At 33.8% G+C, this 19,745-nt stretch carries 15 protein-coding genes; 3 read left to right on the top strand and 12 right to left on the bottom strand.

The features are described from left to right. Window positions 1-37: 37 nt before the first annotated feature. The 7 genes from AB3G34_RS15230 to uvrC all read right to left on the bottom strand — a co-directional run bounded on the left by AB3G34_RS15230 (window position 38) and on the right by uvrC (window position 10,018). The gene (locus AB3G34_RS15230) at window positions 38-1,255 is read right to left on the bottom strand and encodes a peptidoglycan DD-metalloendopeptidase family protein (protein ID WP_369752932.1); all 1,218 of its coding nucleotides are present in this window, start codon (window positions 1,253-1,255) and stop codon (window positions 38-40) included. Window positions 1,256-1,294: 39 nt separating this feature from the next. Further along, window positions 1,295-2,230, bottom strand: a complete 936-nt coding sequence (locus AB3G34_RS15225; RefSeq protein ID WP_369752931.1) for a tryptophan 2,3-dioxygenase family protein — start codon at window positions 2,228-2,230, stop codon at window positions 1,295-1,297. After that, window positions 2,230-3,000, bottom strand: coding sequence for a DUF3108 domain-containing protein (locus tag AB3G34_RS15220; RefSeq protein WP_367772987.1), 771 nt, complete (start codon window positions 2,998-3,000; stop codon window positions 2,230-2,232). Before AB3G34_RS15220 ends, AB3G34_RS15225 begins: the two co-directional genes overlap by 1 nt. 289 nt (window positions 3,001-3,289) lie before the next feature. Further along, window positions 3,290-4,450, bottom strand: a complete 1,161-nt coding sequence (hppD, locus tag AB3G34_RS15215) for a 4-hydroxyphenylpyruvate dioxygenase (protein ID WP_367772986.1) — start codon at window positions 4,448-4,450, stop codon at window positions 3,290-3,292. Between the two features lie 196 nt (window positions 4,451-4,646). Next, window positions 4,647-5,804, bottom strand: a complete 1,158-nt coding sequence (locus AB3G34_RS15210) for a homogentisate 1,2-dioxygenase (protein WP_367772985.1) — start codon at window positions 5,802-5,804, stop codon at window positions 4,647-4,649. A 182-nt stretch (window positions 5,805-5,986) separates the two neighbouring features. Then, complete coding sequence (locus AB3G34_RS15205) at window positions 5,987-8,188, bottom strand: patatin-like phospholipase family protein (protein WP_367772983.1); 2,202 nt, start codon at window positions 8,186-8,188, stop codon at window positions 5,987-5,989. Window positions 8,189-8,218: 30 nt separating this feature from the next. Beyond that, window positions 8,219-10,018, bottom strand: a complete 1,800-nt coding sequence (gene uvrC, locus AB3G34_RS15200) for an excinuclease ABC subunit UvrC (RefSeq protein ID WP_369752930.1) — start codon at window positions 10,016-10,018, stop codon at window positions 8,219-8,221. A 138-nt stretch (window positions 10,019-10,156) separates the two neighbouring features. Between uvrC and AB3G34_RS15195 the strand changes: the two genes are divergently transcribed. The 3 genes from AB3G34_RS15195 to AB3G34_RS15185 are packed head-to-tail and all read left to right on the top strand — an operon-like array spanning window position 10,157 to window position 11,928. Next, a complete protein-coding gene (locus tag AB3G34_RS15195; protein WP_367772980.1) occupies window positions 10,157-11,131 on the top strand; it encodes a succinylglutamate desuccinylase/aspartoacylase family protein in 975 nt (324 codons plus the stop codon). Then, window positions 11,121-11,690, top strand: coding sequence for a 5-formyltetrahydrofolate cyclo-ligase (locus AB3G34_RS15190; RefSeq protein WP_367772978.1), 570 nt, complete (start codon window positions 11,121-11,123; stop codon window positions 11,688-11,690). The genes AB3G34_RS15195 and AB3G34_RS15190 overlap by 11 nt, the downstream gene beginning before the upstream one ends. 43 nt (window positions 11,691-11,733) lie before the next feature. Next, a complete protein-coding gene (locus tag AB3G34_RS15185) occupies window positions 11,734-11,928 on the top strand; it encodes a hypothetical protein (protein WP_367756467.1) in 195 nt (64 codons plus the stop codon). A gap of 79 nt (window positions 11,929-12,007) precedes the next feature. Here the strand turns inward: AB3G34_RS15185 and AB3G34_RS15180 are convergent, their stop codons facing one another. The 5 genes from AB3G34_RS15180 to AB3G34_RS15160 all read right to left on the bottom strand — a co-directional run bounded on the left by AB3G34_RS15180 (window position 12,008) and on the right by AB3G34_RS15160 (window position 19,685). Next, window positions 12,008-12,613: a lipoprotein signal peptidase gene (locus AB3G34_RS15180; RefSeq protein WP_367756465.1), complete on the bottom strand. Its 606-nt coding sequence runs from the start codon at window positions 12,611-12,613 to the stop codon at window positions 12,008-12,010. A gap of 88 nt (window positions 12,614-12,701) precedes the next feature. Then, window positions 12,702-13,082 (bottom strand): TraR/DksA family transcriptional regulator, encoded by a 381-nt coding sequence (locus tag AB3G34_RS15175; RefSeq protein ID WP_367756463.1) that lies wholly within the window; start codon window positions 13,080-13,082, stop codon window positions 12,702-12,704. Between the two features lie 7 nt (window positions 13,083-13,089). Next, entirely contained in the window at window positions 13,090-16,491 is a 3,402-nt protein-coding gene (gene ileS, locus AB3G34_RS15170) for an isoleucine--tRNA ligase (RefSeq protein WP_369752929.1), read from the bottom strand. A gap of 122 nt (window positions 16,492-16,613) precedes the next feature. Further along, a complete protein-coding gene (recO, locus tag AB3G34_RS15165; protein WP_369752928.1) occupies window positions 16,614-17,327 on the bottom strand; it encodes a DNA repair protein RecO in 714 nt (237 codons plus the stop codon). Between the two features lie 72 nt (window positions 17,328-17,399). Continuing rightward, the gene (locus tag AB3G34_RS15160; protein WP_367772968.1) at window positions 17,400-19,685 is read right to left on the bottom strand and encodes a T9SS type A sorting domain-containing protein; all 2,286 of its coding nucleotides are present in this window, start codon (window positions 19,683-19,685) and stop codon (window positions 17,400-17,402) included. Between the last annotated feature and the right edge of the window lie 60 nt (window positions 19,686-19,745).

Here is a 19,745-nt window from a genome sequence, read left to right as displayed (position 1 = left end):
ACCTGTTCTCTCTAAATTATGTAAACTATGATTAAAATTATAAATTAGCTATACTATCTAATTCAAACTTTAAGGGCTCTATATATTTTAAAAAACGAGTTTTATTAGCTCCATACATCGGCTCTCCATTTGGTAAGTTTAATTTTAAGGCATCTACTTGCTTACCGTTTTTCCAAAATCGATAACACACATGAGGACCAGTAGCTAATCCCGTACTACCTACTCTTCCTATCACATCTCCTTGATTTACATGTTGACCACGTCTCACCAATATTTTTGACATATGTAAATATTGTGTAGAATAAGTTCCATTGTGTTTCACCTTGACATAATTACCATTTCCAGCTGTATATCCCGTCTTTTCAACTATTCCCGCTGCGGTAGTTGAAATAGGCGTTCCTGTTGGCGCAGCATAATCAGTCCCCTTATGAGCTTTCCATCTGTGTTGTACAGGATGAAACCTACTCATTGTAAATCGAGACGTTATTCGACTAAACTTAATAGGGGTTTTAAGAAAGAAGTTTTTTAATGTCTTACCTTCTTCATCGTAATATTCAATCTTGCCCGAAGATTCGTTTTGAGCGAAAGGAAAGGCATATATGATTTTACCTTTATATTCAAAAAATGCCGCTTCCAGATCTTCTACTCCATCATATACAGAATCATTAATAAATCTTTCCGTAAAAATGATGCCAAATCGATCCCCTTTTTTAAGTTTAAAAAAGTCAATGGACCAAGAATATATTTTTGTTATTTTATTAGCTAAAGCTGCTTCAACACTTGCATTACCTAAGGTTTCTGATAGAGATCCTTTTAAAACCCCGCCAATAGATCTTCTTTTAATGGTTATGGGCCTGGTTCTTTTATGAGCTACAACTACAGAATCACGTAAATCAAAAATATAATAATTTATAGCATCGGGTTGATAAATAAAAACCTGTAACTTATTTGTTTTATCCTTTGACCGAAGCATCGTATAAGGTTTATTAGGTCGTATTACCCTAACATCAAAAGTGTCTTTTACACTTTTGACAATCTCAAATACTCTTCTATCTCCAATATTTTGTTTATCTATAATTGTTCCAAAAGTATCCCCTCTTTTTACAGTATCTTGTACAACATTAAAATCAGAATAATTAAACCCAAAATCAGAATTGTCTGCAATTGGTTTTACGGTTTTAACCTTAACTACATTTTCGGATTTATCATTAGACTTATTACAAGATAGTATTGTGGTTAATACTATGATAATCATGAATACCTGCTTCAAACCGTCTCTTTTTTTTAATTCAACTTACTTTTCTACACCCCAATTAGCCAACTCTTCATCGCTCCATAATTCTGGAAAAAATATCCTTCGTTGGTATTTAGGGTGCATGTATTTTTTCCAATCACTTCCTCCAGTAGCTTCTCCATCTCCCTTACCGCTTTGATCGATGTATTTTATGGCAACATTTAAATGCTGCATCACCCAAGTAATATTTACCGTATAATCAAAATGACGCATTGCCTTTATAATTTCCAGTTTTTTTTGTTCTATTTCTGGTAGTTGTTTGAATTTTTGCCAAATATTAATGGTGCTATATTCTTCCATGTGACGCATGAAAATCCCTTTGTATTTTTTTTCGAATTCTTCTAGCAAATAGGATTTTTCACCTGTTTGATAATCTTTTCCGGCAGCTTGCCAATACAAATGTTCAAATGCATTTTCATAAGAATCTTTAACCTTTATTTTATTTCTAAAACGATAGTCAATAAGGTTAATTACATCAGTAGAAGAAAATTCTATTAAGCGATATTGTGCGCTTTGAAAACCACTTGCAGGAGTAAGAGTAGTTCTAAATTTCATATATTGATCAACATCCATGCCCTCTTCCATAATACCGAATGATGTGGTAAGCATATCAAAATAACGACTCACTCTCATTAATCGTTCTGAAAAAAATTCGGCATTACTGTTTTGAGAATAACCAATTTGATTCATTTCCCAAAGAATCATTTTAAAAATTAATTCATTTACTTGATGATACATGATAAAAACCATTTCATCTGGGAGTGTCGTTCTTTGAATTTGTAAATTCAATAAGGCATCAGTTTGGATATAATCCCAATATGTAATGGGTTTTGACCAAAGTAAGCCCTCGAGTTGCGTTTCTGTTTTTTGATTTATGGAATCATATTTAAGTTCAATTTCTTTTAAAATTGCTTCTTTATTCGCATTAATGTTCATTAGTTTTTTATTTTAAACGGATTTTTTAATCCTTTAAATGCATCTAGATCTGCTTTGATTGACCCTACCGCAAGCTCTGCTTTTATTCGAATAGGCAATCTGTTGTCGTCGTCTGAAATCCAGACAGTTAAACTTTCTTGTTCTTTAAAAACACGTCCTGATTGAACTAATGGTCTAAAAACCATTGAAGACACGACGCCAAATTTAGTGGTAATATCTTGACGACCTATAAACTTTAACTTAAATTTTGTGGTTTCATCATCAAAAAACATATCAATCACGATCGATTCCCCAGGATTAATTTTATCAATACTTGGATAATTTCTTAAATAATAGAAAGCCGATAAGATATCTTGAGTATTTTTGGGAATTACAAAGGTTTTTTCATTCTTGTTTTTATAATCTTTCACCAAAATCTTATTAGATGCTTGATTAAAAAACCCTTCTTGACTTTTGGTATAGCCCCCTTCGTTTATTTTTCTTACAAATTGGGATGGATTCCCAGATTCTTTATCGATATAACTTTCGTATAAATCATCTACTTTGAAGAAAAATCGAGACATCCCTGTGGTATATCCTTTCCCAATTACATGAAATGCTTTTTTATTATTGATGGTGGCGTCTTTTACTTCAAGCGTGGCATAACCTGCATTGACAAACCCATAATGGATTCGAAACTTAAACCATTCACCCACATCATAGGCGTCATCATTATGAGAGTCAAAACTTACAGTTAAAATCAATATTAAGAATAGTATTATTTTTTTCATAACTTACTTTGTCTTTTACTGACTGTTCTTGCAAAAGTTGTTCCAAATATATTAAAACAAAAAAACTCAGTCAAATAATGACTGAGTTTTTATGCTATTAACTAACCAAAAAACTATAAATTATGAAATTTATATCAATACGGAAGGAAACCACCCCTTCCATTTTGCGAGTGCAAAGGTAGTCAACAAGTTTAGTTTTATATTCAAAAAAAAAAGTTTAACAAAACATTGACAAAATTACACTCGTTTGAATAGTTATTTTTTCACATTATGCAAAAAAAATCGCATTTTACAACGTTCCTCGCAATTGTTGCTCACGTTCTATTGATTCAAAAAGTGCTTTGAAGTTACCTGCTCCAAAACCTTTAGCGCCCATTCTTTGAATAATTTCAAAAAATAAAGTTGGCCTGTCCTGTACTGGTTTTGTGAAAATTTGCAATAAATATCCATCTTCATCGGCATCAACCATAATGGCTAATTTTTCAATTTCATTGATATCTTCTTTCATCATACCCATATGCGCTCCCAAACGTTCCGGAATTGCTTCATAATAGGTATGAGGTGGTGCCGATAAAAATTCTACTCCTCTTGTTTTTAACTGGCTTACCGTTTTAATAATGTCATCAGTAGCGATGGCAATATGCTGTATTCCAGGTCCGCCATAAAAGTCCAGATACTCTTCGATTTGAGATTTTTTCTTTCCTTCGGCTGGCTCATTGATTGGGAATTTTATTCTTCCGTTTCCATTAGACATTACTTTACTCATCAAAGCAGAGTATTCCGTATTGATTTGTTTGTCATCAAAAGAAAGGAAATTTACAAATCCCATTACTTCTTCATAGAACTTCACCCAAGTGTTCATTTCGTTCCAACCCACATTTCCTACCATGTGGTCAATGTATTTCAATCCTGTTGGCTCTGGATTATAATCCGATTTCCATTCTTTATATCCTGGTAAGAAAACACCATTATAGTTTTTACGTTCTACAAATATATGAACGGTTTCACCATAGGTATAAATTCCAGAGCGCACTACTTCTCCATGTTCGTCTTTCTCAACAGTAGGCTCCATAAAAGAGCGTGCACCACGTTTCATAGTCTCTTCGTATGCGCTTGTAGCATCCTCAACCCAAAGTGCCGCAACTTTTACTCCATCTCCGTGTTTTCTCAAATGCTCATGTATTGGAGAATCTTGTGTTAACGGTGTAGTAAGTACAATACGAATCTTATCTTGTTTTAACACATAAGAAGTGCGATCTCTAACTCCTGTTTCTAATCCAGCATACGCCAAGGACTGATATCCAAAAGCGGTTTTATAATAATGTGCGGATTGTTTTGCATTTCCTACGTAGAATTCTACATAATCCGTTCCTAATAATGGAAGGAAATCTTGCGCTCCTTCAAATATTTTTTCTAGCCCGTATTCTACTGATTTAACTTCCTTTGCCATTGTATTTATTTTTTTATGTGAAACCTACTTTTAGTACCCAACTGTTGCGGATCAAATTGATTTACACAGATTTTATTGATTTGAAAATTGTTATTTATTTGCACTTAAGCCCTAGCCCTGATAGTAGTGGAAATCCTTTTTTGAGGTTTTTACCGAAAAAAAGATTGCAACAGATAGCAGGAAATAGCTCCTTAAACTACTCCACCCACGACTTATAATATTGCCCATCGTCTAATCCCATAGCTTCTTCGGTTACCATCAGTGGGCGAAAAGTGTCTACCATAACGGCTAACTCCTCAGTACTTGTGTGACCAATACTACGCTCCATGGCCCCTGGCGCTGGACCGTGGGGAATTCCTTTGGGGTGCAATGTGATGTGTCCTTGTTCTATATTATTGCGGCTCATGAAATCACCATCTACGTAATACAACACCTCATCGCTATCAATGTTACTATGATTGTAAGGCGCTGGAATTGCTTTTGGGTGGTAATCATACAATCTAGGAACAAACGAACATACTACAAAAGTTGAAGTTTCAAACGTTTGATGCACTGGTGGCGGTTGATGAACACGACCCGTTATTGGCTCGAAGTTATGAATACTGAATCCGTATGGAAAATTGTAACCGTCCCAACCCACAACATCAAAGGGATGCGTAGCATAGACTACTTCATGCATCATTCCTTCTTTTTTGATTTTGATTAAAAAATCTCCTTTTTCATCGTGTGTCTCTAACTCGTTTGGTAAAATAAAATCTCGTTCGCAAAATGGCGAATGCTCCAAATGTTGTCCCGATTCATTTTTATATCGTTTTGGCGTATAAAAAGGGGCGAACGACTCGACGTAAAACAAGCGATTGTCTGTTGTGTTAAACTGAATCTGGTAAATAATTCCGCGCGGTATGATTAAGTAATCTCCATACTCAAAAGGGATATTCCCCATCATGGTACGTAATTTTCCTTTTCCTTTATGAATGAAAATCATTTCATCAGCATCGGCATTTTTATAGAAATAGTCTGTCAATGATTTCCGAGGTGCTGCAAGCCCAATTGTACAGTCTTTATTGACTAGCATGGCTTTGCGACTGTCTAAAAAATCATCTGCGGATTTTAATTCAAACCCTTTAAGCAATAATGATTTTATGTTTTTCCCAATAGCAATTTTAGGTTCAACTGAGTAGGACTTATTGATTTCCTTTACCTGTGTTGGCCTATGGACATGATATAGCAATGAAGAGTTTCCATGGAACCCTTCAGTACCAAAGAGCTGTTCGTAGTACAAACCTCCATTTGGCTTTTCAAATTGAGTGTGCCTTTTTTGAGGGAAAACCCCTAATTTATGATATAATGGCATGATTTTTTTGTTTTAAAGTGTAACTAATAAAGCGAGTAGGCTTTGCTATTCGTTATTCTAAATCAAAAAATAGTGACTTATTCAGGATTTCTCTTGATAAGGAATTGAAGATATTCTAATAAACCTGTCCATTTTGTTTTCATTATAACAAATATCGGAATTTTTAATGAAATAGATTGAATTTAAAATAAAAATCCGATGCTAAACCAAGTATACCCTTTTGCGTTTTCTGGTGACCATGAATATTTAATTTCTAAAGGACCAACAATAGTTTCTAAACCGTATCCTACTGCGTAACCCGAATATTTAGGAACTGATATCCAATCAACTGTTTCAAAAATATTACTGCCCAAATTGGCAAAATTAGCCGAAAAATTCAAATGGTTTTTTTTATAAAACTCATAATCAACCGTTCCTGTTGTTTTTATATAGCTATTGCCCGCTATACTTAAAAAATCATAACCATAAAACGGTCTAAAATTATTAATGGTATTGAAACCATACCCTCCTAATACAAAATTGAAATAAGGGACACTCTCATTACCAAATGAAAAACCTGCTTCGGATTGAATTTTTATTGTGGCATGTTTGAATAATGTGGCAGCTACACCAAAATCAGCTTTGGCAATAGAGAAAGGATTAAACTTTCCCGTATAATTTGATGACAAGAAATAGGACTGAATATCTCCCGAAAAATACAACCCTTTTTTCGGAAAGTCTTTGTTGTCAAAAGTATCGTATTTCATATATCCAAAAACACTCAGATAACTACTTTTGTCAATTATAGGATCCGTATTTGCTAAGGTTTCCGACTTAATTTTTAAATATTTATACTCAACTCCAGCACCTATTAAAAATTTTTGAACAAACAGGGATTGAAAATAAGCTTGGCTTGTCAAATCCGAAAAATCGACAAAGATTGAATTTACTCCCAAAGCACCATAATCCAAACCACTGACCTCACTTGGTATGTTTCGACTAAATTGATTGAAATTAGACTTAAACCCCAAACTTAGATTGTATCCATTTTCGATATAATAATCAAAATTATATCGAAAATTATCCCCTAAAACAATATCTAATGAAGCAATGTCATTTTTAAAAAAAGTTTTTTTGCGAGTGAAATTTACCAAAACTCCACTTTTAAATAAATCATCGTAATGTAAACCAAATTTCAAATAAGATTTTATTGGGTTTTCTTTTAAATTAAGGTCTAAATCATCATCTCCAGCATTGGAATTTAATGTATAGTTTATAACACTAAAGTTATTAGTCGCATTAATGTTGTTTATTCCTTTTTCTAGTTGTTGGTATGTTATTTTTGAACCTGGTTTGAAACGCAACTTCCCTAAAACATATTCTTTTGTAAAATTATCTAATTCATTACAATTTATATTCTTTAATTGTAAACTGTCCGATTGAATTTTTAATTTAGGTTTACTGTAATAATTTGAGCCCTCCCCCAACACTTTTATCTTTTCATAAACTGAAAAAGTAGCATCTTCTCCTTTTTTAATTATCTCTTTTCCTTTATCAAATGATATCACACCATAGTCTTTTATATCAGGCTTTATATAAATGTCCGTTTTTTCAATATTACTTTTCATTTTTTCTATCGAATGAAGATTGGTAATTTGAACTAAAATTTTTGTAGCATCTTTAAGCGAGTTTCTGTCCCTTAAATCATCTTGAACATCCACCCCAATTATGATATCAGCACCCAATTTTCGAATTTCATCAATTGGATAGTTATTAGTAACTCCTCCGTCCACCAGAAGCGCTCCGTCAATTTCAACTGGAGAAAACAAAGATGGAAATGCAGAACTGGCAATCATCGCTTGCGCCAAATTCCCTTTATCTAAAATTACTTGTTTCCCTGTTTCTATATTAGAACCTATACATAAAAATGGAGTTGGTAATTTATTAAAATCTCTTACATGCCTTACGTTTCTAGTCAAACTGCTTAATAAGTTAAAATTGTACATCCCTTTAGAAAGCGCTTCCGGTATACCAATTTTAAATTTATCAAAAGGCAAGACTAATGCATATAACTCATCATTCCTTTTTTCATAAAAATTTTTAGAAGACCTAGGAATGAAATCATTTATTAATTCATCAAAATTAGTGGATTGAAATATAGAATCTATTTGTGATGCTGTATAACCTGAAGCATACAATCCCCCAACTACTGAGCCCATACTTGTTCCTCCAATATAATCAATTTTAACACCTGCTTCTTCCAGTACTTTCAAAACACCTATATGAGCAAATCCTTTGGCACCACCGCCACTTAACACCAAGCCTACTTTAGGTTTGTTTTGGACTTGGGAAAGCAATATAAAACTTGTAAAAAATAGGGAGATTAAAAGAATATATTTTTTCATAAATTATTTTGCTTTGTATCTATCTTACCATCATTTCGTTACAGATTTGTAAAAGTCGACAATTTTTTTTGCTTTTGATACTCCTATAACGTCAGAAATTTCTTTTTCTGTTGCTATTTTTAATCTTTTTACACTTTTAAACTGTTGAATCAATGCTAACATCGTTTTTTCTCCAATTCCAGGAATTGATTCTATAGATGAATTTAATGCTGCTTTACTTCTTTTGTCTCTATGATGCGTAATCCCAAATCGATGCGCTTCATTTCTTAATTGTTGTATTACTTTTAAAGTTTCAGATTTTTTATCTAAATATAAAGGCACTGAATCTCCTGGGTAAAACAATTCTTCAAGACGTTTTGCAATTCCTATTATCGCAATCTTCCCGCGCAATCCCAAATCATCAATGCTCTTAAGCGCTGCAGAAAGCTGCCCTTTCCCTCCATCAATAATAATCAATTGCGGCAGCGGCTCTTCCTCTTCTAGTAATCGTTTGTACCGTCTATACACCACTTCAGTCATCGATGCAAAATCATCTGGACCTTCAACTGTTTTTATATTAAAATGGCGGTAATCTTTCTTACTTGCCTTCCCGTCTTTAAAAACTACACAAGCCGAAACAGGATTTGTTCCCTGAATATTTGAGTTATCAAAACATTCAATATGCCTTGGCTCCACAGGCAATCGTAAATCTTTTTGCATTTGCGCCATTATTCTATTGGCATGACGGTCCGGGTCTACAATTTGCAATTGTTTTAGCTGCTCAATTCTGTAAAATTTTGCATTGCGGATAGAAAGGTCTAGAATTTGCTTTTTATCTCCAAGCTGTGGCACAGTAACTTTTATATTTTCTCCTAAATCAACTTCAAATGGCACCAATACTTCTTTGGACAGCAATTGAAATCGCTCTCTAAGCTCAATAATTGCCAGCTCTAATAATTCTTCATCGGTTTCTTCAAGTTTCTTCTTAATTTCCATGGTATGTGAACGAATAATCGAGCCATGAGAAATTTGTAAAAAGTTGACATAGGCTGCTGCTTCATCAGAAACAATGGAGAATACATCAATATTCGTGATTTTTGGATTCACAATAGTAGAGCGCGATTGGTAATTCTCGAGTACTTCTATTTTTTCTTTTATTTTCTGCGCTTCTTCAAAATGCATGTTCTGTGCCAAGTCCGTCATTACTTTTTTAAAGTCTTTCATGCTTTCCTTAAAATTCCCTTTTAGAATTTCACGAATAGCATCCACTTGTTTTTGATAGACTTCGAGAGATTCATGCCCCTCGCAAGGTCCTTTACAGTTTCCAATATGATATTCCAGACAAACTTTGAATTTACCACTTTCTATATTGGACTTACTTAAATCAAAATTGCAAGTACGTAAGGGATACAACTCCTTTATCAATTCTAAAATAGTATTGACAGTCTTGAAACTAGTGTAGGGACCAAAATATTCCGAACCATCTTTAACCATTCTTCTAGTAGCAAAAATCCGCGAGAAAGGTTCTTTCTTAATACACAACCAAGGATAACTTTTATCATCCCGTAACAACACATTATATCTGGGCTGTAACGTTTTTATCAAGTTGTTTTCTAATAAAAGCGCATCGGTTTCCGTAGGAACTACTATGTGTTTTATCGTGACAATTTTCTTGACAAGCACATTCGTTTTTGCAGTATCATGAATTTTATTAAAATAGGATGAAACTCTTTTCTTTAAATTCTTAGCTTTTCCTACATACAATATTTTTCCCTCTTTATCATAATATTGATAAACTCCAGGGCTATCAGGTAATGTTTGTATTTGAAGATCTAGCGTTGGGTTTTGCATTGTATTATTATTTCACAAAGATACACAGTGGTACATATTGACCTATTGTGATTGTATTAATTTGAAGTTAATTCTTGAATTCATTTCAAATTTACGAATTCCAAATAATAATCTCTACATTTAGCTTTTTTATTAAATATGAGAAGCACAAAAACAATAACAATTTTAGGAGAATCTATTTTACCAGGCGAAAGCAAAACCATTGACATGGAAATCGCAAAACTGCATAATACGGCAAAACTTAAAATTCCAATTATTGTTTCGCGATCAAAAATTGACGGTCCTATTGTCCTTTTTTCAGCTGGGATACATGGCGATGAAATCAATGGAGTAGAAATTGTTCGCCAAATAATTACAAAAAAAATCAATAAGCCTAAAACAGGAACTGTTATCTGTATTCCTATAATCAACATGTTTGGATTTGTAAACATGTCCCGTCAATTTCCTGATGGTAGAGACTTAAATCGAGTTTTCCCTGGAAGTAAAAAAGGATCTTTAGCGAGTCGATTTGCCTATCATATTCTAACAGAAATAATGCCATTAGTTGATTATGCTGTAGATTTTCACGCTGGAGGCGCAAGCCGATTTAACGCCCCACAAATACGACTTGCACCAAATAATACAGAATTAAAAATATTGGCCGATGTTTTTAATGCACCATTTACCTTATACTCAAAAAATATTGCTGGTTCCTTTAGAAATTCAAGTTCGAAGCTAAACGTAAAAATGCTGCTTTTTGAAGGTGGAAAATCACTGGACATTAACGAATCAATCGCTGATGCTGGAATTGATGGAGTAAAACGAATTTTGTCACATTTAAACATGCTGGACCCCAAACATAGTATTGAAAAACAAGAGAAGAATACCATTTATATTGAAAAATCGGCTTGGATAAGAGCCAAGTGTTCTGGTTTATTACATGATAGTGGTTATATTGGTTCATTTGTAAAAAAAGGAACTGTCTTAGCTACAATTACTGATCCATTTGGAAAATTTGAACGCAAAGTAAAAGCACCCAATGACGGTTACATAATAAATGCCAATCATTCACCTATTGTATATCAAGGGGATGCAATTTATCATATTTCTAAAACTATTGGTGATGGAAAGTAATAAAAAAGAATTACGAACTAAGTATAAAAAGTTAAGACAAAATCTTAGTGAGATAGAAATTGAGGAGATGAGTTTAGCTATTGCCAATAGACTATTAGCACTCCCCATTTGGGAGAAAACGTATTTCCATATTTTTCTTTCTATTGTAGAACACAAAGAGGTCGATACTGAATTGATCTTACATCTTCTTTCAGGGAAAGATAAAGAAATTATTATTTCAAAATCTGATTTTACGACAAGAGAAATGACCCACTTTTTACTTACTGATAACACAAAAATAAAGAAAAACGAATACAATATTCCAGAACCAATTGATGGTATTGAAGTACCTTCAAAAAAAATTGACGTTGTTTTCATTCCTCTTTTGGCTTATGACATTAAAGGAAATAGAGTGGGATATGGTAAAGGTTTTTATGACAAGTTTCTTTCGGACTGCAAACTAGATGTAATCAAAATTGGACTCTCATTCTTTGAACCCGAAGAATTAATTACTGATATCTTTGAGGGTGATGTGAAATTAGATTATTGCGTGACACCAAATTCTTTTCACACTTTTTAAAATTGAATTCGTACTTTCGCATCAGATAAAATCTAATTCAGTTATGAAAACATTTAAATACTCAAGATTTGCTTTAACCTTTATGGTTATTGTATTTACTGCTTCAATATCAAGCTGCAGCATTCAAACCAGAACCAGCAGATCTACTTATAAAGCCAAAAAACTTCCGCCAGGTCAAGCTAAAAAAATATATGGTGGAAAAAGCGCTAAACGTTATGCACCAGGACACAACAAATAAATCTAATAAAAAACAAAGACCTATTCAAATATACTGAATGGGTCTTTGTTTTTTATTTTGCAAATTATTCGTTGAAGAATTAATCTAATTTATGGTGAAACGCTTTTTTATTGAAAAAAATCAATATCCCTACTCCAGTTGATATTGCCATATCAGCAACATTAAAAATAGCATTAAAGAAAGTAAAATCTCTTCCGCCCCAAACAGGAATCCAGCTTGGTAAACTTCCATGCCAAAATGGGAAGTAAAACATATCCACTACTTGACCGTGAAACCATGTTCCATAGGGCTTTTCAGAAAATAGTGTAGCTAATTGTGCGTTACTATCGTCAAAAATAACACCGTAAAAAACAGAATCAATAATATTACCAAAGGCACCTGCCAAAATTAAGGCAATGGCTATAATTAAGTAATTAGAACTGTGTTTTCGCTCTACAGAGTCCCACAACCAATATCCAATCCCGCCCACAGCGACTAGTCTAAAAAGGGTAAGGAATAACTTACCATATGCTCCGGGTATTTTTGTCCCCCAAGCCATTCCTTCATTTTCAATAAAAAGAATTTTAAACCAATTAAAAACTTCTACTTCTTCCCCTAATACAAAATTAGTTTTTACAAATATTTTCGAAACTTGATCAACGATTAATACAATGAAGATAAGTAGATACGCTTTTCGTAATGACATTTTTTAATTTTTAAGTGGCGTAAAAGTAATAATTTTATCAAAAAAAACGCTCCCAATGGAGCGTTAAATATTTAAATTGAAAAAGCGCTTATCGTTGTAGATTTTTAGCTTCAATACTCATCGTTGCGTGAGGAACAATTTTTAGTCTTTCTTTACTAATTAGTTTACCTGTTACCTTACACAATCCATAGGTTTTGTTTTCCACACGGAATAAAGCATTTTTCAAATCACGAATAAACTTTTCTTGACGAATCGCTAATTGTGAGTTGGCTTCTTTAGACATGGTTTCGCTTCCTTCTTCAAATGCTTTAAATGTTGGAGACGTATCATCTGTACCGTTATTTAAATCATTCATGTAGGCGCTCTTTATCAAATCTAAATCAGCTTGCGCTTTGTTAATTTTATTTAGAATTATTTCTTTGAACTCTGCTAAATCAGCGTCAGAGTATCTTGTTGGTGCATCTACCATATCCTAATTATTTAGTAATTTTTATTTTTGTTTTTATCTCGTCAAATTCAATTTCTATGCCATTTTCAATCTCTTCATCAAAAACCAATTCTTCTGTTAAGGTTTCTGATTTTATATATTCTTCATTAGAGCCTACAGCTTCTTTTAAAACATCATTTTGCTGTAAGTGTACTTTTATTTTATCTGTCACTTCAAATCCAGAATCTTTTCTAATGTTCTGAATTCTGTTCACTAACTCTCTTGCTATTCCTTCTTTCTTCAATTCCGGTGAGATAACAATATCAAGCGCAACCGTGATTCCATTTGAATTAGCAACCAACCAACCTTCAATATCTTGAGATGAAATCTCAACATCTTCTAATGTTAAAGTTATGCTTTTTTCACCAATAACAACATCTATGGTACCTTCACTGTCTAGCTTGTTAATATCATCTGCCGAAAACCCTTGTATCTGCTTAGAAATCAACCCCATATCTTTACCAAATCTTGGTCCTAAAGTTTTAAAATTAGGTTTAATTTGCTTTACTAAGACACCCGAAGCATCATCCAAAAGTAGTATTTCTTTAACATTTACCTCCGCTTTTATAAGGTCAGAAACCGCCTCGATTTCAAGCCTTTGTGCTTCGTCAAGTACTGGAATCATTATCTTTTGCAAGGGTTGACGCACCTTAATCATTTCCTTTTTACGGAGTGATAAAACTAGTGATGAAATGGTCTGTGCTTTCTGCATTTTACTCTCTAACATTTTATTAACATAGTTTTCAACCGAAATTGGAAACTGGGCCAAATGTACACTGTCATACTTTTCTGATTGTGTTGTTAAAGTTAAGTCTCTGTAAAGCTTATCCATAAAGAAAGGAGCAATAGGAGCACTAAGCTTACTTACCGTCAATAAACATGTATACAGCGTTTGATAAGCCGCAATTTTGTCTTGAGCATATTCTCCTTTCCAGAAACGTCTTCTACATAAACGAACGTACCAGTTACTCAAATTTTCCTGAACAAATTCTGATATAGCGCGTGCTGCTTTTGTAGGTTCATAATCAGCATAGAAACCATCTACTTCTTTTATCAAAGTATTCAACTCAGATATAATCCACTGATCAATTTCTGGTCTTTCATTTACTGGAATTTCGGCTTCCTCGTATTTAAACCCATCTATATTAGCATACAAACTAAAGAAAGAATACGTATTGTATAAAGTCCCAAAGAACTTACGGCGCACCTCAGCAATTCCTTCTAAGTCAAACTTCAAGTTATCCCAAGGGTTTGCATTAGAGATCATATACCAACGAGTAGCATCAGGTCCATATTCTGATAAAGTTTCAAATGGGTCCGCAGCATTCCCTAGACGTTTAGACATTTTTTGTCCGTTTTTGTCTAATACTAAACCATTCGAAACCACATTTTTATAGGCGACTTTATCAAAAACCAAAGTGGCAATAGCATGCAAAGTATAAAACCATCCACGCGTTTGATCGACTCCTTCGGCAATAAAGTCTGCAGGGAAATCTTTATTCTCATCAATTTTGTCTTTGTTTTCAAAAGGGTAATGCCATTGTGCATACGGCATGGAACCAGAGTCAAACCATACATCTATCAAATCAGCTTCACGCGTCATTGGTTTTCCAGAAGGAGAAAGCAAAGTAATTTGATCAACTACATTTTTATGTAAGTCAATTAAATCATAGTTACTTTCGTCCATATTACCAATTTCAAACCCTTTGAAAGGATTTTCTTTTTGGAAACCAGCAGCGATTGATTTTTCTATTTCGTTGTATAATTCTTCAACAGAACCAATTAAAATTTCTTCTTGTTTGTCCTCCGTTCTCCAGATAGGCAATGGAATCCCCCAATATCTTGAACGCGATAAGTTCCAGTCATTGGCATTCTTTAACCAATTCCCAAAACGACCTTCTCCTGTTGCTTTTGGCTTCCAGTTGATGGTTTCGTTCAATTCAAACATTCTATCTCTAACTTCGGTGATTTTTATAAACCAAGAATCTAGTGGATAGTACAAAATAGGCTTATCTGTTCTCCAACAATGTGGGTAACTGTGCACATATTTCTCTACTTTGAAGGCTTTATTTTCTTCTTTTAACTGAATGGCAATCTCAACATCTATAGAACGTTCTGGAGCTTCACCATCATTATAATATTCGTTTTTAACATACTTACCTGAATAATCACCTAATCCCTCGATGAATTTTCCTTGTAAGTTTACCAATGGTACTGGTGTTCCATCCGCATCTAAAACTAACATTGGCGGAATTTCTGGAGTGGCTTCTTTAGCAACTTTTGCATCATCAGCACCAAAAGTGGGCGCTGTATGTACAATTCCTGTTCCATCTTCTGTGGTTACAAAATCTCCTGAAATAACTCTAAATGCATTCTCAGGGTTTTGATACGGAAGCACTAATGGCATTAATTGCTCGTATTTGATTCCAACTAAGTCCGCTCCTTTTGCTTCAGCGATTACTTGGAATGGTATTTTCTTGTCTCCTGCTTTGAAGTTCTCAAAGTCGGCTACTTCTTCACTAGCGAAAAACCCTTTCCCAAATTGTTTTCCAACTAAGTTTTTGGCTAAAACTACATTCGTTGGTAAAAAAGTATATTGGTTGAATGTTTTTACAACAACATAATCAATTTTAGGACCTACAGTCAGCGCCGTATTTGAAGGCAATGTCCAAGGAGTTGTTGTCCAAGCCAAGATAAGAATCTCGCCAATTTCTTGCCAAGCAGCTGGCAAGGTATCATTAATTGCCTTGAATTGAGCTACAACAGTCGTATCCGTTACATCTCTATAACTTCCTGGCTGGTTCACTTCGTGAGAACTCAATCCTGTTCCTGCTTTTGGAGAATACGGCTGGATTGTGTACCCTTTGTACATCAAATCTTTATTATAGATTTGTTTCAAAATCCACCAAACCGTCTCCATATATTTGGGTTTGTAAGTCACATACGGATCTTCCATATCTACCCAGTACCCCATTTTTTCGGTTAAATCATTCCATACGTCTGTATAACGCATCACGGTTTTTTTACACGCCTCGTTATATTCTTCGATAGAAATTTTCTTTCCTATATCTTCTTTTGTAATTCCGAGTTCTTTCTCAGTTCCTAATTCTACAGGCAATCCATGAGTATCCCAGCCCGCTTTACGCTTTACTTGAAACCCTTTTTGAGTTTTATATCTACAAAAAATATCTTTAATGGCACGAGCCATTACGTGATGAATTCCAGGTAATCCATTTGCAGAAGGTGGCCCTTCAAAAAATACGTATGGTGTACTTCCCTCACGGGTAGTTACACTTTTCTCAAATATGTTTTCTTTCTTCCAAAAATCAAGTACTTCTGACGCTACTGTTGGCAAGTCAAGTCCTTTGTATTCAGTAAATTTTGTGCTCATTTTATCCTTTTCTTTAATCGAAGTGCGAAAGTAAGGAATTTTGAATAATTAAACACAAATTTCACGAATTGACATGAATTTTGTTTATACACTTGGGTTAAAGTCTAAAAACTTCCTTTAATTTAAGAAAAAACTTCCTTTAATACCTCTAACGATTTTGGTCTTTTGAAACCGTCAAGATGGTAACTGTAGTATTCAATAAGTATTTTCAGCACAATTTGGCGTTCGATTATATGGAAGACTTTTTGATCGTTATCTAATCGCAAATCAATTAGTTTTTTAAACAAATTGGTTTCATGCTCTGTCAATGAACTGACCGCATGAAAAGGAGAAAAAACACCTTCGTTTACATCAAAAAAAGGCATATCTATATCAGAAATATCAGGGTAAAACCCAAGGTATTTTGTAGCTTCTAGCATTAGAATTAAATGAAAATTAGCTATTTCATCATGATGATCCAGCCAAAGCAAAGCCGCTTCCAGAAAGCTGAAAAGCGATTCGTTTTTTTCCTCTTCATGAATGGAATGGTACAATATTTCGGAAATAAAAATAACGATGGTACTTTTATAAATATCTGTATGAATGCTTGTAAATGGCGTGCTTAACTTAATTTCTTTGAAGTTTTCCAAAGTGCCTTTGTTCTTATGTACTGCTTCAATTTCTAGAATAGAAAGCGGTTGAAAATAGGCGATTTTTTGATTTGATTTTCTACCCGAAAAAGCATCCCGAACAAAATAGGATTTCAAACCATGCGATTGCGTAAAGCATTTCACAATCAAGCTTTTTTCTTGAAATTTTATCGACGAAATGACAATGGCTTTGGTTTTTACGAGCATTATTTTTGTTTAAAGTTTAAAGTTTAAAGTTTGGGATTGTAGTTAATGACCAAAATGTAAACTAAAAACTAATTATCTGATTATCATTACTTTCTTAACTTTGGTTTCTACCCCGTCTTGTGCCGAAATAAAAATCATATACACACCCGAAGCTACTTTATATTTTCCAAATGCAGTGGTATCCCATTCAATCGTACCCCCTTCTGAAGTAGTTTCATAAACAAGATTGCCTTCTATATCAGTGATTTTAATATTTGCTTTATTAAGCAAACCTGCAATTTTTACTGTTCCTTGATATTCTGGCCGAACTGGATTGGGGTACACATACGCTTGTGTCAAATCTTCATTTGCAGCAGTAGAAACTCCTTTAAAAGAAACCAATCCTTTGGCTGTAGCTATAAAAACTTCACCTGTTGCACTATTTATATCAATATCATTAATCACATTGCTTGGTAATGGTGAGTTGTTTATGGTAAAATGATATTTGGTTTCTTGACCATTTGGCGACACCATAAACACACCCGAATCTGCAGTTCCTATCCATTTATTATTAGCGCCATCTACTACAATATCAGTTATAAACTGCTCATACAACAATTCTTGAGCAAGGTTATTATCCAATATAATAATGGAATTGGTTGTCAATTGATTGTCGGTTTGAAAATTACCTACATTAGATAATACCCGAAGTCCTTTTGTCGTTCCTATCCAAAGTTGGTTTCTATTGTCAACGGCTACAGCTCGCACATCCGAAATGGGCAAATTACCCGTATCTGGTCCAAAAGTAATTTTCTTAAATGTATTATTACTTTCATTAAATGCTATAACTCCATCTCGATTTGTCGTCATCCATTTTGTTCCATTGCGATCAATCACCATTCTACCAAAACTATTGTCTTGACTAGCATCTAAAATATTATCCATTGAAAAGCTTTGCCATTGCCCATTGGTTCCTAAAACTTTTAAACCGTTTTTAACCCTACTGTTAGTAACCCATAGATTACCTGATTTATCAAAAGCTGCTCCATTAATTCTAACATCAAAATAATTAGCTCCAGCAAAGGTTAATGTTTCTAAACCACTATTCGTTTGGTTATATAAAAAAGTAGGCACATCATTTTCAATTTTCAACAATCCCGAAAAGAAAGAACTAGCGAACACATCATTTTCATTACTTGGATTAATAGTCACCCTGCTTATTGATTTTGCTCCCAATACGGCATCATACGGAATATTTAACCAACCCGAGGACGAAAATTTACTCACTCCATAATTGTCTAATGGATACGGATTATAATCTACCGTATAATCCCCATATACAGCCCAAAAAAGATTTGGAGTTGCTTGAAGTGAAAAAATACTATTCCGTAGTGGCCCCATTGGTGTTATATTCTCAAAATCAGTAGCTGTAATTACTGTTGTATACAATCCATTTTGTTTTGTTCCAATATAAATTACATCCTCGATACTGGTAGCGCAACTAAAAATAGGGCTAGTACCCGGAATTTGATTGCTATTGATTTGACGTACTAGTACTAACTGTTTATTATAAATAAATATGCTATTGCTTGTGGTTACAATTAGATAAGAATCATTTGCCCTCATATCTAAAACAGGTTGAGAAAGAGCAATAAAACTTACAAAAGAATTGGTACTTGAATTGTATTTATGAATATCCCCTGAAGAATTTATAGCGATTAACTCCGTGTCAAAAGTTTCAATACTTGTCCAATTCCCCCCAGCTACTTGTTGCCATTGTGCATAATCATTCAAATTCTTATTAGCAATTAAGGCTCTTCGAATCCCACTATTTGTAGACGCATAGATAAACCCATTGTAAATTGCAGTTTGTGAAACAATTATTTCGGCACCATTATCTCCAATAAAATAAGTATCTCCAAAAAGCATCGTTTCTAAATTAAATTGTACGATTCCAAAATCACAAGAAACATAAACAACCCCTTCATACTCCATAAAATGATTGACTCTTTTCGTGCTGGCAGGAAGTTGCTTGTTAATAATATCAACCACATTTAACATGCTCCCATCGGCTTCGTTAATTACAATGAGTAAACCGTTTTCATAACCTACAATTGATTTATTGAATTGTGAACTATAATACAGTGCGCTTATGGTTTGACCCGAGAGTCCGTCGACAGTGTTTGTAGTTTTAATTAAGTTCGTGCTAGTATTTCTGGAAAAAAGTGCATTTTCAGAAGCGGCAAAAATAGTATTTGAAGAAGCCGATACATCTTTAATTTCATTGTATGAAAAATAGCCCTGCCATGACAAATTGTTTTGAGCAAATGTCATTTGCATTAGCAAGAGTAACAGCAATAGTAAAACGTTTTTTTTCATTCTTTGGATTGCAATTGATTCACAAATATAGCACAAACGAAAGTATTCGTTTTTTGTTGG

The organism is Flavobacterium sp. WC2409 (assembly GCF_041200085.1).
GTDB lineage: Bacteria > Bacteroidota > Bacteroidia > Flavobacteriales > Flavobacteriaceae > Flavobacterium.
This window is presented reverse-complemented; position numbering and strand designations above follow the sequence as displayed.

Coding starts and splice junctions, on each gene's coding strand:
- AB3G34_RS15180 (WP_367756465.1), bottom strand. CDS start 12,613: ATGTCATTACGAAAAGCGTATCTACTTATCTTCATTGTATTAATCGTT.
- AB3G34_RS15175 (WP_367756463.1), bottom strand. CDS start 13,082: ATGGTAGATGCACCAACAAGATACTCTGACGCTGATTTAGCAGAGTTC.
- AB3G34_RS15210 (WP_367772985.1), bottom strand. CDS start 5,804: ATGCCATTATATCATAAATTAGGGGTTTTCCCTCAAAAAAGGCACACT.
- recO (WP_369752928.1), bottom strand. CDS start 17,327: ATGCTCGTAAAAACCAAAGCCATTGTCATTTCGTCGATAAAATTTCAA.
- AB3G34_RS15195 (WP_367772980.1), top strand. CDS start 10,157: ATGAGAAGCACAAAAACAATAACAATTTTAGGAGAATCTATTTTACCA.
- ileS (WP_369752929.1), bottom strand. CDS start 16,491: ATGAGCACAAAATTTACTGAATACAAAGGACTTGACTTGCCAACAGTA.
- AB3G34_RS15225 (WP_369752931.1), bottom strand. CDS start 2,230: ATGAACATTAATGCGAATAAAGAAGCAATTTTAAAAGAAATTGAACTT.
- AB3G34_RS15220 (WP_367772987.1), bottom strand. CDS start 3,000: ATGAAAAAAATAATACTATTCTTAATATTGATTTTAACTGTAAGTTTT.
- AB3G34_RS15205 (WP_367772983.1), bottom strand. CDS start 8,188: ATGAAAAAATATATTCTTTTAATCTCCCTATTTTTTACAAGTTTTATA.
- AB3G34_RS15185 (WP_367756467.1), top strand. CDS start 11,734: ATGAAAACATTTAAATACTCAAGATTTGCTTTAACCTTTATGGTTATT.
- AB3G34_RS15190 (WP_367772978.1), top strand. CDS start 11,121: ATGGAAAGTAATAAAAAAGAATTACGAACTAAGTATAAAAAGTTAAGA.
- AB3G34_RS15230 (WP_369752932.1), bottom strand. CDS start 1,255: ATGATTATCATAGTATTAACCACAATACTATCTTGTAATAAGTCTAAT.
- hppD (WP_367772986.1), bottom strand. CDS start 4,450: ATGGCAAAGGAAGTTAAATCAGTAGAATACGGGCTAGAAAAAATATTT.
- uvrC (WP_369752930.1), bottom strand. CDS start 10,018: ATGCAAAACCCAACGCTAGATCTTCAAATACAAACATTACCTGATAGC.
- AB3G34_RS15160 (WP_367772968.1), bottom strand. CDS start 19,685: ATGAAAAAAAACGTTTTACTATTGCTGTTACTCTTGCTAATGCAAATG.